Below are 12,891 nucleotides of genomic sequence, written 5' to 3' on the forward strand. Positions count from 1 at the left end.
GCCCCCGGACGCGTCAGGGCGCACCGCCGACGTACGACGATGCGCCCTGAACAGGCGTGCTACCGGGTCAGAACCCCGGGCCGTGCTGGTGGCCGTGACCGTGGCCGTGCCCACCGGCGGCAGCCGGCTCCGGCTGCTCCGGCTTCTCCACCACGAGGCTCTCGGTGGTCAGCAGCAGACCGGCGATCGACGCGGCGTTGGTGACCGCGTTACGGGTCACCTTCACCGGGTCGATGATGCCGGACTTCACCAGGTCGACGTACTCGCCCTTGGCGGCGTCGAGGCCGTGGCCCCACTCCTTGCCGGCGACCTTCTCGACCACCACGTAACCGTCGTGGCCGGCGTTCTGGGCGATCCAGCGCAGCGGCTCGACCAGCGACTTGCGCACGATCGAGACACCGACCTTCTCGTCACCGGTGAAGCCGAGGTCGTCGTCGAGCACCGAACGGATCTGGGCCAGCGCGGCGCCGCCGCCGGGAACCGTGCCCTCCTCGACCGCTGCCTTGGTCGCGGCGATCGCGTCCTCGATGCGGTGCTTGCGCTCCTTCATCTCGACCTCGGTCGCCGCGCCCGCCTTGATGACCGCGATGCCGCCGGAGAGCTTCGCCAGCCGCTCGGCCAGCTTCTCCCGGTCCCAGTCGGAGTCGGACGCCTCGATCTCCTTGCGGATCTGGGCGACCCGGTCGGCGACCTCGGCGGACTGGCCGCCGCCGTCGATGACGGTGGTGTTCTCCTTGTCGACCACGACGCGCCGGGCGGTGCCGAGCGCCTCCAGGCCGACCTGGTCGAGCCGGTAGCCCAGCTCCGGGGCGACCAGCTCGGCGCCGGTCAGGATCGCCATGTCCTGGAGCATCGCCTTGCGGCGGTCGCCGAAGCCGGGGGCCTTGACCGCGCAGACCTTGATGGTCTTGCGGATCGCGTTGACCACCAGGGTCGACAGCGCCTGGCCGTCGACGTCCTCGGCGACGATCAGCAGCGGCTTGCTGTTCTGGAGGACCTTCTCCAGCAGCGGCAGCAGCTCCTCGATCGCCGAGATCTTCTGCGTGGTGATGAGGATGTACGGGTCGTCCAGCACCGACTCCTGCGACTCGGAGTCCGTGACGAAGTTCGGCGAGATGAAGCCCTTGTCGAACTGGAGACCCTCGGTCACCTCCAGCTCGGTGGTGAGGGTGGAGCCCTCCTCGACGGTGATGACACCGTCGCGGCCGACCCGCTCCATCGCCTCGGCGATCAGCTCGCCGATGGTGGCGTCCTGCGCGGAGATCGTCGCGACGTGCGCGATCGACTCCTTGTCGGCCACCTCGGCGGCCCGGCCGAGCAGCGCCTCGGAGACCTTGGCGGCCGCCGCGTCGACACCCCGCTTGAGGCCGGCCGGGTTGGCCCCGGCGGTCACGTTGCGCAGGCCCTCGCGCACCATCGCCTGGGCCAGCACGGTCGCGGTGGTGGTCCCGTCGCCGGCGACGTCGTTGGTCTTCGTCGCCACCTCCTTGACCAGCTGCGCGCCGAGGTTCTCGTACGGGTTGGTGAGCTCGATCTCCTTGGCGATGGTCACACCATCGTTGGTGATCGTCGGCGCACCGAATTTCTTGTCCAGGACGACGTTGCGCCCGCGCGGGCCGAGGGTGACCTTGACCGTGTCCGCGAGGGCGTTGACACCGTGCTCCAGCAGGTGCCGGGCGTCGTCCGAGAAGCTCAGGATCTTCGCCATGAATGTCCCTTCGAAGCGTCGTCGCCCCGGCCCGGCGAGCCGGACCGGGGCGACGACACTGGAATCGGTTGGTTACTTCTCGATGACCGCGAGAACGTCGCGGGCGGAGAGCACCAGGTACTCCTCGCCGGCGTACTTGATCTCGGTGCCGCCGTACTTCGAGTAGAGAACGGTGTCGCCGACCTTGACGTCGAGCGGCACGCGGTTGCCCTTGTCGTCGATCCGGCCCGGGCCGACGGCGAGGACAGTGCCCTCCTGCGGCTTCTCCTTGGCGGTGTCGGGGATCACGATGCCCGACGCCGTGGTGGTCTCAGCCTCGTTCGCCTGGACCACGATGCGGTCCTCGAGCGGCTTGATCGCAACCTTGGTCGCGGTAGTCACGGGCATACCCTCCTGGGGTACTTGGTTTCGTTGCCGGCCGAGAGTCCGACCAGCGTCAATCTGCCACATGCCACCGGGCGGGGCCGTCGTCGCGGGTGCCGGTCCGCCTGGCGTTCAGCACCCGGGCCAGGTGGCCCGGACGCTGGCACCCTCAGGGTGAGAGTGCTAATCGCAGGTTATTCCTCGGCTAGCACTCCGTCAAGGAGAGTGCCAACGTGCCACCCGCCGTGTCGTCACCGTTCCACCGCCAAGCATGATCACCCACCACCCCCCGACCCGCCGCCACATCCCTGTCCGCCGCCGCATCCGGCCCGCCCGGGTGGTGATCAACTCAATGGTGGCGATGTTGCGGTGACAACACCGCCCGGACACCGCAACATCGGCCCCACTGAGTCGATCTTGCGGGGAGGCGGATCGTGCCGGATCGTGCGGGGAGCGGTCGCGGGTCGGCACCGGCGGAAACCCCGGACCGGCCGGGCCGGACAATGGGGGCGTGGATCTCGACCAGTTCGCCGCGCTGCGTACCCCCGAGGGGTCGGCCGTGCTCGCCGCGGCGACCGAGGTGGCCGGCGGCGATCCGCTGGTCGCGGCGGCGGCGCTGCGGTCACGCGGGGTGCCGCCCGGGTTGGCCGCCGCCGCGCTGACCCAGGCCGAGCTGCGCCGCCGGGCGGTCGGCAAGTTCGGCCCGGAGGCGGCCGGGATGTTCCTCACCCGCCCAGGCCTGGAGCAGGCCACCCGGCGGGTGGTCGCCGACCGGCGGGCCGCCCGACTCGCCGCCGCCGGGGTGCGCACCCTCGCCGACCTGGGCTGCGGCCTCGGTGCCGACGCGCTCGCCGCCGCCCGCGCCGGCATCCGGGTGTACGGGGTGGAGGCCGACCCGGTCACCGCCGCGCTGGCCGCCGCGAACGCCGAGGCCGCCGGGCTGGCCGGGAGATTCACCGTCGAGTGCGGCGACGCGACGGCGTTCGACGTGAGCCGGGTCGACGCGGTCTTCTGCGATCCGGCCCGGCGGCAGGGCGGCACCGGACGACGGATCTTCGACCCGAACGCCTACTCGCCACCGTGGGACTTCGTCACCGGGCTGGCCGGGCGGGTGCCGCACACGGTGGTGAAGGTGGCCCCCGGGCTCGACCACGCGCTGATCCCGGCCGGGGCCGAGGCGGAGTGGGTCAGCGTCGACGGCGACCTGGTCGAGGCGGCCCTCTGGGGCGGCCCGCTCGCCGAGGTGCCCCGCCGGGCGACCGTGCTGCGACCGGGACCCACCGCCCGCCAGCGCCCGACAGACGACTCAGGCGAACCGGGCCGTCCGGCGGACGGCCCGGACGGCCCCGGCGGCCCGGCGACGCGCGGCCACCAGTTGACCGGTACGGGCGACGTGGAGGCGAAGGTCGGACCGGTCCGGCGCTACCTGTACGACCCGGACCCGGCGGTGGTCCGGGCGCACCTGGTCGCCGAGCTGGCCGACACGCTCGACGCGACGCTGGCCGACCCGAGCATCGCCTACCTGTACGCGGACACCCCGCAGCCGACCCCGTTCGGCAGGTGCCTGGAGATCGTCGACGTGCTGCCGTTCTCGCTGAAGCGGCTGCGCGCGCTGCTGCGGGAGCGTCGGGTCGGCCGGGTGGAGATCCTCAAGCGGGGCTCGGCGCTGGTGCCCGAACAACTGCGCCGGGACCTGAGGCTGGCCGGGGAGCACCCGGCCAGCCTGGTGCTGACCCGGGTGGCCGGGGCGCCGACGGTGCTGATCGGTCGACCGGTCGCGGGTACGGGCACGCCGGGCTAGCGTGACCGCATGGCGGGACCGGCCACCGCGGCGACGGCGCTGCTGACCAAGCGGAAGATCGCGTACCGCACCCATCCGTACGACGTGTCCCCGGACGCGCCGCACTACGGCGCGCTGGTCGCGGCGGCGCTCGGGGTGCCACCGGAGCGGGTGTTCAAGACGCTGGTCGCCGAGGTGGACGGGGCGCTGGCGGTGGCGGTCGTCCCGGTCACCGGTGAGCTGGACCTCAAGGCGCTGGCGGCGGCGCTGGGTGGCAAGCGGGCCGTGCTGGCCGACCGCGCCGCCGCCGAGCGGAGCACCGGTTACGTGCGGGGCGGGATCAGCCCGCTGGGTCAGCGGCGACGGCTGCCGACGGTGGTGGACGCCTCCGCGCTGGACCACGAGACCGTCTATGTCTCGGCCGGCCGCCGGGGGTGGCAGCTCCAGCTCGCCCCGGCCGACCTGGTCGCCCTGAGCGGGGCCGGCACCGCGCGGATCGCCGCCCGCTGACCGCCCGGACCAGGGCGGTTGCGAACCAGACACGCAGCGTGATCGCGGGACGGGTGTCCCCGGGGTGACAGCCACGTTGCTGAATTGTTACCGCCGCCAACAAACTTCTGACCTCGGCAGTCTTGCGCCCCGAAGGTGAGCGGGAATACGTTGCCGGACACAACAAACACCGACCACTCCTTCCCCCACCCTCGAAAGGACCCGTGCAGACATGCGCAAGGGCTTCCTCACCTTCGCCGCCGTCGGCCTGCTGGCCACCGGCAGCATGGCCGCCTGTGGCGACAACTCCACGAGCGACGACACCGGCGGCAGCGCCGCCAAGAAGCCGAAGATCGGCGTGATCCTGCCCGACAGCAAGTCCTCCGCCCGCTGGGAGACCGCCGACCGCCGGTTCCTCAAGGAGGCGTTCGACAAAGCCGGTGTCGAGTCCGACATCCAGAACGCGCAGAACGACAAGAACGCCTTCCAGACCATCGCCGACCAGATGATCACCGGGGGCGTCACCACCCTGATGATCGTCAACCTGGACTCCGGCACCGGCAAGGCCGTGCTGGACAAGGCGAAGTCGCAGGGTGTCGCGACGATCGACTACGACCGGCTCACCCTGGGCGGCTCCGCCCAGTACTACGTCAGCTTCGACAACGAGGCCGTCGGCAAGCTCCAGGGCGAGGGCCTGGCCAAGTGCCTGACCGAGAAGGGCGTCAAGAACCCGACGGTCGCCTACCTCAACGGCTCGCCGACCGACAACAACGCCACCCTGTTCAAGAACGGCTACGACTCGGTGCTCAAGCCGAAGTTCGACTCGAAGGAATACACCAAGGGCCCGGACCAGGCCGTCCCGGACTGGGACCCGGCGCAGGGCGCCACCATCTTCGAGCAGATGCTCACCCAGACCGGCGGCAAGATCGACGGTGTGCTCTCCGCCAACGACGGCCTCGGCAACGCGGCGATCTCGGTGCTGAAGAAGAACAAGCTCAACGGCAAGGTCCCGGTGACCGGCCAGGACGCCGACGTGACCGGCCTGCAGAACATCCTCGCCGGTGACCAGTGCATGACCGTCTACAAGGCCGTCAAGAAGGAGGCCGACGCGGCCGCCGAGCTGGCCATCGCCGTGGCGAAGGGCGAGCGGAAGGACACCGGGCAGACCGTCAAGGACCCGGAGAGCGGCCGGGACGTCCCGTCCGTGCTGCTGGAGCCGAAGGCGATCGACAAGTCGACCGTCAAGGACGTGGTGGCCGACGGCTACGTCGACAAGGCCAAGCTCTGCACCGGTGCGTACGCCGCGCTCTGCGCCGCGAACGGCATCAGCTGACCCGTACGACGAGCGTCGTACCCCGTCGACGCGACGCCGCCCGGCACGGAACCTCGTGCCGGGCGGCGCTCGCCGCCGGACGGGCTCCGAGATCTTCCCTCCGTCTGAAGGAGACCCCCGTGTCCGCGACCCCCCTGCTGGAACTGCGCGGGATCGACAAGAGCTTCGGTCCCGTCCAGGTCCTGCGCGACGTCGCCCTCGCCGCCCACGCCGGCGAGGTGACCGCACTGGTCGGCGACAACGGCGCCGGCAAGTCCACCCTGGTCAAGTGCATCAGCGGCATCTACCCGGCCGACGCCGGCGAGTTCCTCTTCGACGGCCGGCCGGTGAGCATCAACAGCCCCCGGGACGCCGCCACGCTCGGCATCGAGGTCGTCTACCAGGACCTCGCGCTCTGCGACAACCTCGACATCGTGCAGAACATGTTCCTCGGCCGGGAGAAGCACAGCGGGCTGGTGCTCGACGAGCCGACCATGGAGCAGATGGCGGCGGAGACCCTGGCCGGGCTCTCGGTGCGGACCGTGAAGTCGCTGCGCCAGCACGTCTCCAGCCTCTCCGGCGGCCAGCGGCAGACCGTCGCCATCGCCAAGGCGGTGCTCTGGAACAGCAGGCTGGTCATCCTGGACGAGCCGACCGCCGCGCTCGGCGTCGCCCAGACCGCCCAGGTGCTCGAACTGGTCCGCCGGCTGGCCGACAACGGCCTGGCCGTGGTGCTGATCTCACACAACATGAACGACGTCTTCGCCGTCTCCGACCGGGTCGCCGCGCTCTACCTCGGCCAGATGGTCGCCCAGGTGAAGACCACCGACATCACCCACTCGCAGGTCGTCGAGCTGATCACCGCCGGCCGCTCCGGCAACCTCGGCCTCACCGGCGAGCCGGTCCCGGCCGGCAACGGCACCGGCGCAGGACCCGCCGACACCACTCCAGGAGGCGTTCGATGACCACCACCGCCGTGCACAAGGAAGGCCCGGCGGCGGTCACGCCGAGACCGACCGTCGGCAGCCACCTCCGCGGCTACTGGGGCCGGGTACGCGGCGGCGACATCGGCGCGCTGCCCGCCGTACTCGGGCTGATCGTGCTCTGCACCGTCTTCTCGATCATGCGGCCGTCGTTCCTCACCGCCGGCAACTTCGCCAACCTGTTCACCCAGGGCGCGGCGGTCACCCTGATCGCCATGGGGCTGGTCTTCGTCCTGCTGCTCGGCGAGATCGACCTCTCCGCCGGCTTCGCCAGCGGGGTCTGCGCGGCCATCCTGGCCAACGTCGCCACCAAGGCCGGCTATCCCTGGTACGTGGCCGTGCTCGCCGCGATCCTCACCGGCGTGGTCATCGGCACCGTGCTCGGCTTCCTGGTCGCGAAGATCGGCATCCCGTCCTTCGTGGTGACCCTGGCCGGTTTCCTCGCCTTCCAGGGCATCGTGCTGATGCTGATCAGCGGTGGCGCCAACATCTCGGTCAACGACGAGGTGCTGGTGGCGATCGCCAACCGCAACCTGCCGCCCACCCTCGGCTGGGCGCTGGCCGCCATCGCGATCGGCGGGTACGCGGCCGTGCAGCTGCTACGCCACCGCAAGCGGCTGGCCCGGGGCCTGACCACCGACCCGATGGCGGTGGTGCTGGCCCGGATCGGCGGGCTGACCCTGATCCTCGGCATCGCGGTCTACATCCTCAACCAGGAGCGCAGCCGCAACGTCCTGATCAACTCGCTCAAGGGCGTGCCGATCGTGGTGCCGGTCATCGCGGTGCTGCTGATCGTCTGGACCTTCGTGCTCCAGCGCACCAGCTACGGCCGGCACGTCTACGCCGTCGGCGGCAACAAGGAAGCCGCCCGCCGGGCCGGCATCAACGTCGACAAGATCCGCATCTCGGTCTTCGTGATCTGCTCGTCCATGGCGGCGGTCGGCGGCATCGTCGCGGCGAGCCGGGCCAACTCGGTGGACCCGAACACCGGCGGCAGCAACGTGCTGCTCTACGCTGTCGGCGCGGCGGTGATCGGCGGCACCAGCCTCTTCGGCGGCAAGGGCCGGGTCCTCGACGCTGTGCTCGGTGGCGCGGTGGTCGCCGTCATCGACAACGGGATGGGCCTGATGGGCTACAGCGCCGGGGTGAAGTACGTGGTCACCGGCGTGGTGCTGCTCCTCGCGGCCAGCGTGGACGCGCTGTCGCGCCGCCGCGCCTCCGCCTCCGGCACCCGCTGATCCGCGTACGCCACCGGCGGGACATGGGGTGCCATCAACGATGCGGGTAGGACCGAGCCAGGACGAGATCCGGCGGCAGAACCTCGGCGCGCTGCTCCGGCACGTCCACGTGCACGGCGCCACCTCCCGCGCGGAACTCACCACCGCCCTCGGGCTCAACCGCAGCACCATCGGCGCGCTCACCGCCGACCTGGCCGGCGCCGGGCTGGTCAGCGAGGGCACGCCCAAGGAGACCGGCCGGGCCGGACGACCGTCACTGGTCGTCCGGCCCGAGTCGGCCCGGGTCTACGCGTACGCGTACTCGATCGAGGTGGACCGGCTGCGGGCCGCGCGGGTCGGGCTCGGCGGCGAGGTGCTGGACCGCCGCGAGCTGGACCGGCCGCGCGACCTGGACGCCGCCGAGACCGCCCCGATGCTGGCCGGTGCCCTCAAGCAGATGCGGGAACGGGTGCCGCCGGGCTCCATCTGCGTCGGCGCGGGGGTCGCCGTCTGCGGCATGGTCCGCAAGGCCGACGGGCTGGTCCGGCTCGGCCCCACCACCGGTTGGGTGGACGAGCCGATCGGCGCGGCGCTCGCCGCCGAACTCGGCGCGGACCTGCCGATCACGGTCGGCAACGTGGCCGACGTCGCCGCCTTCGCCGAGCACGCCCGGGGTGTCGCCGCCGGCTGCGACAACGTCATCTACCTCTACGGCGACGTCGGCGTGGGCGCCGGCATCATCGCCGGAGGCCGCCGGCTCACCGGCCACGGCGGGTACGGCGGCGAGGTCGGGCACATGGTGGTGGTGCGCGACGGCACTCCCTGCGAGTGCGGCTCCCGGGGCTGTTGGGAAACCCAGATCGGCGAGTACGGGCTGCTCCGGGCCGCCGGCCGGTCCGACGCCCGGGGCCGGGAGGCGCTGCTGGCCGTCTTCGACGCCGCCGACCGGGGTGACGCCCGCGCCCAGACCGCGGTACGGCACGCCGGGGACTGGCTCGGCTTCGGGGTGGCGAACCTGGTCAACATCTTCAACCCCGAGATGGTCATCTTCGGCGGCACCATGCGGGACCTCTACCTGGCCGCCGCCGCCCAGGTCCGCAGCCGTCTCAACGAGACCGGGCTGCCTGCCTGCCTGGAACACGTCCGGCTGCGTACCCCCAAGCTCGGTGACGACGCGGCGCTGATCGGCGCGGCCGAGTTGGCCTTCGAACGGCTCCTCGCCGACCCGCTCGACGTCACCTGAGCCGTTGCCGCACCGTTTCCCGCCGCCGTGTCGCGGCTGGCCGGTCGAGGCTGCGCTGCTTACGCCGTCCTGCTCCCGCTGCGCCGTCCCGCCCTGGCCTGCGCCGATCGGCGAGTTGACCGGACCGATGAACTGATCGGCCCGGTGTTCCGTACCAGTGGACGGACGGGCAGCCTGCGGGTCGCTGCCCGGCAGGACAGATCGGCCCGGATCGAGGAGGCACCGCAGCATGGCACCGCTGGATTCCGTACGTCGTCGGCGAGGGCACCGGACCTACCGGGTGGCGGTGCTGCTCGTCACCTTCCTGGCCGGCCTGGTCGTCCTACCCGGCATGGCCGTCGCCGCACCCGGCGTCCAGATGAACGCCGCCGACACGGCGCTGCTCAACGGTGTCCGACTGGCCGGCCTGTGGGAGATACCGGCCGGCACGATGGCCGCCGAGAAGGGCCAGTCCGCGCGGGTGCGGGAGGTCGGCGCGGAGATCGCCCGCCAGCACGGCGTCCTCGACGAGTTGGCGGTGCAGGCCGCCAACAAGCTGGGCGCGACGCTGCCGAGCGACCCCACCACCGAGCAGAAGGGGTGGCTGACCGAGATGCAGAACGCCTCCGGTGCTCAGTTCGACCAGATCTTCGTGACCCGGCTCCGGGTGGCCCACGGCAAGATCTTCCCGGTGATCGGCGCGGTCCGGGCCAGCACCCGGGACAATACCGTCCGCAAGCTCGCCGACGAGGCCAACAAGTTCGTGGGCGACCACATGGCCATGCTGGAGAGCACCGGCCTGGTCCGCTGGCAGCAGATGCCGCCGGCCGCGATCCCGGCCGCGCAGAACGACTCGCTGGTCGCCGCCGCCCAGGCCGGAGCCGCCGGCCCGTCGGTGGCGATCAGCACCACCGTCGTCTGGGCGGTGTTCCTGCTCGCGCTCGGCGCGGGCGGCTACGCCACCTGGCGGATCACGCGACGCAGTTGACCCCACCCGTTCGACCGACGGCCCGTTGGCGGTACGCCTGCGGGCCGTCCGGCTGTTCGGCGGCCGGCTCGTTCGGCGGCTGACTGTTCGGCGGCCCGATGTTCGGCGGCCCGCTACTCGGCGGCCGGCTCGTTCGGCGGCCGGCCGTGGCCCACTGTGGTCAGCGGTCGACCTGGGTGAAGTCCCAGGAGTGCGGAGGGCGGGCGACCAGCGTTGCCGGCGGCTCCGGCAGCGGGCGGGGGCTGCTGCGCCACTTCGAGATGACCACCACCCGGTGGTCGGTGGACGAGAAGACCTCACTGGACACGTGCAGTGGGTCGTGCGCGAACTCGGGCAGCGCGGTCTCACACACCCAGGTGATCAGGTCGGCGAAGCCGTACGACTCCGCCCGCGCCTCCCACATCCGTACGATCACGTCGGCCTCCCTCCCGTCACACGCTGACCGTGGTCAGTGGCAGCGCCGAGTCGGCGGGCAGATCCAGCCGGCTCGGTGCCACCCCGGCGGCCACCAGGTGCGCGCCGAGCGCGGCGACCATCGCCCCGTTGTCGGTGCACAGACCCGGCCGGGGCACCCGGACCCGGATGCCGTACCGCTGGGCCCGCTGCTCGGCCATCGCCCGCAGCCGCGAATTCGCCGCCACTCCCCCGCCGATCACCAGGGTATCCACCCCGTGCGCCCGGCAGGCGGCCAGCGCCTTGCCGGTGAGCACGTCGCAGACCGCCTCCTGGAAGGACGCGGCCACGTCGGCCACCGGCACCGGCTCACCGGAGCGTCGCCGCCCCTCCACCCAACGGGCCACCGCCGTCTTCAGCCCGGAGAAGGAGAAGTCGTACCGGTGGGCGGCGAGATCCTTGGCAGCGGTGAGGCCACGCGGGAAGCCGATCGACGCCGGGTCACCGGCCCGCGCCTCCCGGTCGATGTACGGGCCGCCCGGGAACGGCAGGCCGAGCAGCCGGGCCACCTTGTCGAACGCCTCTCCGGCCGCATCGTCGATGGTCGCGCCCAGCGGGGTCACCCCCCGGGCCAGGTCGTCGACGAGCAGCAACGAGGAGTGCCCGCCGGAGACCAGCATCGCGATCGCCGGCGCGGGCAGCGGGCCGTGCTCCAGGGTGTCCACGGCGACGTGCGCGGCCAGGTGGTTCACCCCGTACACCGGCTTCTCGGCGGCCAGCGCGTAGCCCTTCGCGGCGGCCACCCCGACCAGCAGGGCGCCGGCCAGGCCGGGGCCGGAGGTGACCGCGATCGCGTCGATGTCGGCGATGGTCACCCCCGCCTCGCGCAGCGCCCGGTCCATGGTCGGCACGATGGCCTCCAGATGTGCCCGGCTGGCCACCTCGGGCACCACCCCACCGAACCGGGCGTGTTCGTCCACACTGGAGGCGAGCGCGTCGGCGAGCAGGGTGTGCCCGCGCACGATGCCCACCCCGGTCTCGTCGCAGGAGGTCTCGATGCCGAGGATCAGCGGTTCGTCAGCCATGGTCCGTCCCGTCTGCGGCCGGCTCCGCGTCACGCCGCATGACCAGCGCGTCGGTGTTGCTCGGTTGGTAGTAGCCCCGCCGTACGCCGATCGGCTCGAACCCGTACGTCGCGTAGAGCCGCTGGGCGGGGGCGTTGTCGACGGCCACCTCCAGCAGGACACTGTCGATCCCGCGCCGGGCGGCCTCGGCGAGCAGGTCCTCCAGCAGCGTCCGGCCGATCCCGCGCCGCTGGGCGTCCCGGCGGACCGCGATGTTCTGCACCCACGACTCGCCCTCCGGATCGACGGTCAGGCCCGCGTAGCCCAGCAACGACCCGTCGGTGTCCAGGGCGACCCGGTAGTGGTGGCCGCTGGCCAGCTCGTTCCAGAACATCGCCGGCGACCACTGCTCGGGGCCGAACAGGTCCGCCTCGATCAGCAGCACCTCGTCGATGTGCCACCAGCGGAACCGGTCGAGTCGTACCGTCACGGCAGCACCGACTTACGGCTGGTCGCCGCGACCGCGTCCGGCCGGCGCAGGTACAGCGGGGTGAGCGTCTCGCCGGGGGCACCCGCCCGGATCCGCTCGGCGGCGAGGGTGGCCAGCGCGAACACGGCCGGGTAGCGGGGTTCGCCGCGTAGTGGCAGACCGAGCACGTCGGCGTACCGATGGGCGCCGTCCCCGACCGCGGCGGTGACGGCCAACTCCCGGGCCCGGGCGGCCGCCGCCGCCGGGGCGTCCACCGCCGGGCCGGCGATCCGCTGGCCGGAGTCGTCGTAGACCGCCCAGTACACCTCTTTGCGCCGGGCGTCCGCAGCGACCAGCACCCGCTCATCCCGCGGCGGGGTGTCCTGCTCCCGCGGCGGGGTGCTCTGTTCCCGCAGCGGGGCGCTCCCGGTCGTGCCGGCGGCCGAGGGATGGCCGATGCCGTCGAGGGAGCAGACGCCGTACGTGGGGATGCCGAGCACCTGGCCCATGGCGGCGGCGGTGACCAGACCGACCCGGAGCCCGGTGAAGGGGCCGGGGCCGAGCCCGGCGACGATCGCGCCGAGGTCGCCCGGCCGTGCGCCGACCTCGGCGAGCACCGCCTCGACCTGCGGGGCCAGCAGTTCACCGTGGGCCCGGGCGTCGACCGTACACCGGTGCGCCCGCACCGCGACGCCGTCCGCCGTGACCTCGACCAGGGCCGCGGTGACCGCGGGGGTCGAGGAGTCCACCACCAGTACGAGCACGGTAAGCCAGCCTAGCCGTCCACCCGTACGGCCCGGTCACAGCCCGCCCGTCTCTCTCGGCCCGACCCGTCGCCCCACGGCCGCAGGTCCCCGCTGCCGGCTACGGCCGCCGACTCCCAGCGACCCCACCTGCCGATCC

The 12,891-nt window shown here is 72.3% G+C and carries 13 protein-coding genes; 7 read left to right on the top strand and 6 right to left on the bottom strand.

The genetic code is table 11. The annotated features are described in order from the left end of the window. Nucleotides 1-67: 67 nt before the first annotated feature. Both groL and groES read right to left on the bottom strand, forming a co-directional pair. Complete coding sequence (gene groL, locus ACQP1S_RS27585) at nucleotides 68-1,708, bottom strand: chaperonin GroEL (RefSeq protein WP_432900587.1); 1,641 nt, start codon at nucleotides 1,706-1,708, stop codon at nucleotides 68-70. A gap of 72 nt (nucleotides 1,709-1,780) precedes the next feature. Further along, complete coding sequence (gene groES / locus ACQP1S_RS27590; protein ID WP_084261531.1) at nucleotides 1,781-2,095, bottom strand: co-chaperone GroES; 315 nt, start codon at nucleotides 2,093-2,095, stop codon at nucleotides 1,781-1,783. A gap of 487 nt (nucleotides 2,096-2,582) precedes the next feature. On the opposite strand from groES, the gene ACQP1S_RS27595 reads away from it, so the two are divergent. The 7 genes from ACQP1S_RS27595 (at nucleotide 2,583) to ACQP1S_RS27625 (ending at nucleotide 10,062) form a co-directional block, all read left to right on the top strand. Next, a complete protein-coding gene (locus ACQP1S_RS27595; RefSeq protein WP_432900590.1) occupies nucleotides 2,583-3,872 on the top strand; it encodes a THUMP-like domain-containing protein in 1,290 nt (429 codons plus the stop codon). Nucleotides 3,873-3,881: 9 nt separating this feature from the next. Continuing rightward, nucleotides 3,882-4,361, top strand: a complete 480-nt coding sequence (gene ybaK / locus ACQP1S_RS27600) for a Cys-tRNA(Pro) deacylase (RefSeq protein ID WP_432900592.1) — start codon at nucleotides 3,882-3,884, stop codon at nucleotides 4,359-4,361. 211 nt (nucleotides 4,362-4,572) lie between these two features. Beyond that, on the top strand, nucleotides 4,573-5,673 hold the full coding sequence (locus tag ACQP1S_RS27605; RefSeq protein WP_091241801.1) for a sugar ABC transporter substrate-binding protein: 1,101 nt from the start codon (nucleotides 4,573-4,575) through the stop codon (nucleotides 5,671-5,673). A gap of 119 nt (nucleotides 5,674-5,792) precedes the next feature. After that, nucleotides 5,793-6,617 carry an ATP-binding cassette domain-containing protein gene (locus tag ACQP1S_RS27610; RefSeq protein WP_432900594.1) on the top strand — a complete coding sequence of 275 codons (825 nt, stop codon included), beginning with the start codon at nucleotides 5,793-5,795 and terminating at the stop codon, nucleotides 6,615-6,617. Then, on the top strand, nucleotides 6,614-7,873 hold the full coding sequence (locus ACQP1S_RS27615) for a sugar ABC transporter permease (RefSeq protein ID WP_363665656.1): 1,260 nt from the start codon (nucleotides 6,614-6,616) through the stop codon (nucleotides 7,871-7,873). Before ACQP1S_RS27610 ends, ACQP1S_RS27615 begins: the two co-directional genes overlap by 4 nt. 40 nt (nucleotides 7,874-7,913) lie before the next feature. Then, nucleotides 7,914-9,095 carry an ROK family protein gene (locus ACQP1S_RS27620; RefSeq protein ID WP_091241810.1) on the top strand — a complete coding sequence of 394 codons (1,182 nt, stop codon included), beginning with the start codon at nucleotides 7,914-7,916 and terminating at the stop codon, nucleotides 9,093-9,095. A gap of 229 nt (nucleotides 9,096-9,324) precedes the next feature. Beyond that, nucleotides 9,325-10,062, top strand: a complete 738-nt coding sequence (locus ACQP1S_RS27625; RefSeq protein ID WP_091241813.1) for a DUF4142 domain-containing protein — start codon at nucleotides 9,325-9,327, stop codon at nucleotides 10,060-10,062. A gap of 160 nt (nucleotides 10,063-10,222) precedes the next feature. On the opposite strand, the gene ACQP1S_RS27630 is transcribed toward ACQP1S_RS27625, so the two are convergent. Genes ACQP1S_RS27630 through tsaB form a run of 4 tightly spaced genes read right to left on the bottom strand, consistent with a single transcriptional unit; the run spans nucleotide 10,223 to nucleotide 12,752 of the window. After that, nucleotides 10,223-10,477 carry a hypothetical protein gene (locus ACQP1S_RS27630; protein ID WP_091241817.1) on the bottom strand — a complete coding sequence of 85 codons (255 nt, stop codon included), beginning with the start codon at nucleotides 10,475-10,477 and terminating at the stop codon, nucleotides 10,223-10,225. A 16-nt stretch (nucleotides 10,478-10,493) separates the two neighbouring features. After that, nucleotides 10,494-11,540 carry a tRNA (adenosine(37)-N6)-threonylcarbamoyltransferase complex transferase subunit TsaD gene (tsaD, locus tag ACQP1S_RS27635; RefSeq protein WP_091241820.1) on the bottom strand — a complete coding sequence of 349 codons (1,047 nt, stop codon included), beginning with the start codon at nucleotides 11,538-11,540 and terminating at the stop codon, nucleotides 10,494-10,496. Continuing rightward, nucleotides 11,533-12,009, bottom strand: coding sequence for a ribosomal protein S18-alanine N-acetyltransferase (gene rimI, locus ACQP1S_RS27640; protein WP_432900597.1), 477 nt, complete (start codon nucleotides 12,007-12,009; stop codon nucleotides 11,533-11,535). The genes tsaD and rimI overlap by 8 nt, the downstream gene beginning before the upstream one ends. Then, nucleotides 12,006-12,752, bottom strand: coding sequence for a tRNA (adenosine(37)-N6)-threonylcarbamoyltransferase complex dimerization subunit type 1 TsaB (tsaB, locus tag ACQP1S_RS27645; protein WP_432900599.1), 747 nt, complete (start codon nucleotides 12,750-12,752; stop codon nucleotides 12,006-12,008). The genes rimI and tsaB overlap by 4 nt, the downstream gene beginning before the upstream one ends. Nucleotides 12,753-12,891: the final 139 nt, after the last annotated feature.

The sequence above is a fragment of the Micromonospora matsumotoense genome (assembly GCF_050951065.1).
Classification (GTDB): Bacteria; Actinomycetota; Actinomycetes; order Mycobacteriales; family Micromonosporaceae; genus Micromonospora; species Micromonospora matsumotoensis.

Excerpts from the sequence above, each read along its gene's own strand:
- groL (WP_432900587.1), bottom strand. The coding sequence starts at position 1,708 with ATGGCGAAGATCCTGAGCTTCTCGGACGACGCCCGGCACCTGCTGGAG.
- groES (WP_084261531.1), bottom strand. The coding sequence starts at position 2,095 with ATGCCCGTGACTACCGCGACCAAGGTTGCGATCAAGCCGCTCGAGGAC.
- ybaK (WP_432900592.1), top strand. The coding sequence starts at position 3,882 with ATGGCGGGACCGGCCACCGCGGCGACGGCGCTGCTGACCAAGCGGAAG.
- ACQP1S_RS27605 (WP_091241801.1), top strand. The coding sequence starts at position 4,573 with ATGCGCAAGGGCTTCCTCACCTTCGCCGCCGTCGGCCTGCTGGCCACC.
- ACQP1S_RS27615 (WP_363665656.1), top strand. The coding sequence starts at position 6,614 with ATGACCACCACCGCCGTGCACAAGGAAGGCCCGGCGGCGGTCACGCCG.
- ACQP1S_RS27620 (WP_091241810.1), top strand. The coding sequence starts at position 7,914 with ATGCGGGTAGGACCGAGCCAGGACGAGATCCGGCGGCAGAACCTCGGC.
- ACQP1S_RS27625 (WP_091241813.1), top strand. The coding sequence starts at position 9,325 with ATGGCACCGCTGGATTCCGTACGTCGTCGGCGAGGGCACCGGACCTAC.
- tsaD (WP_091241820.1), bottom strand. The coding sequence starts at position 11,540 with ATGGCTGACGAACCGCTGATCCTCGGCATCGAGACCTCCTGCGACGAG.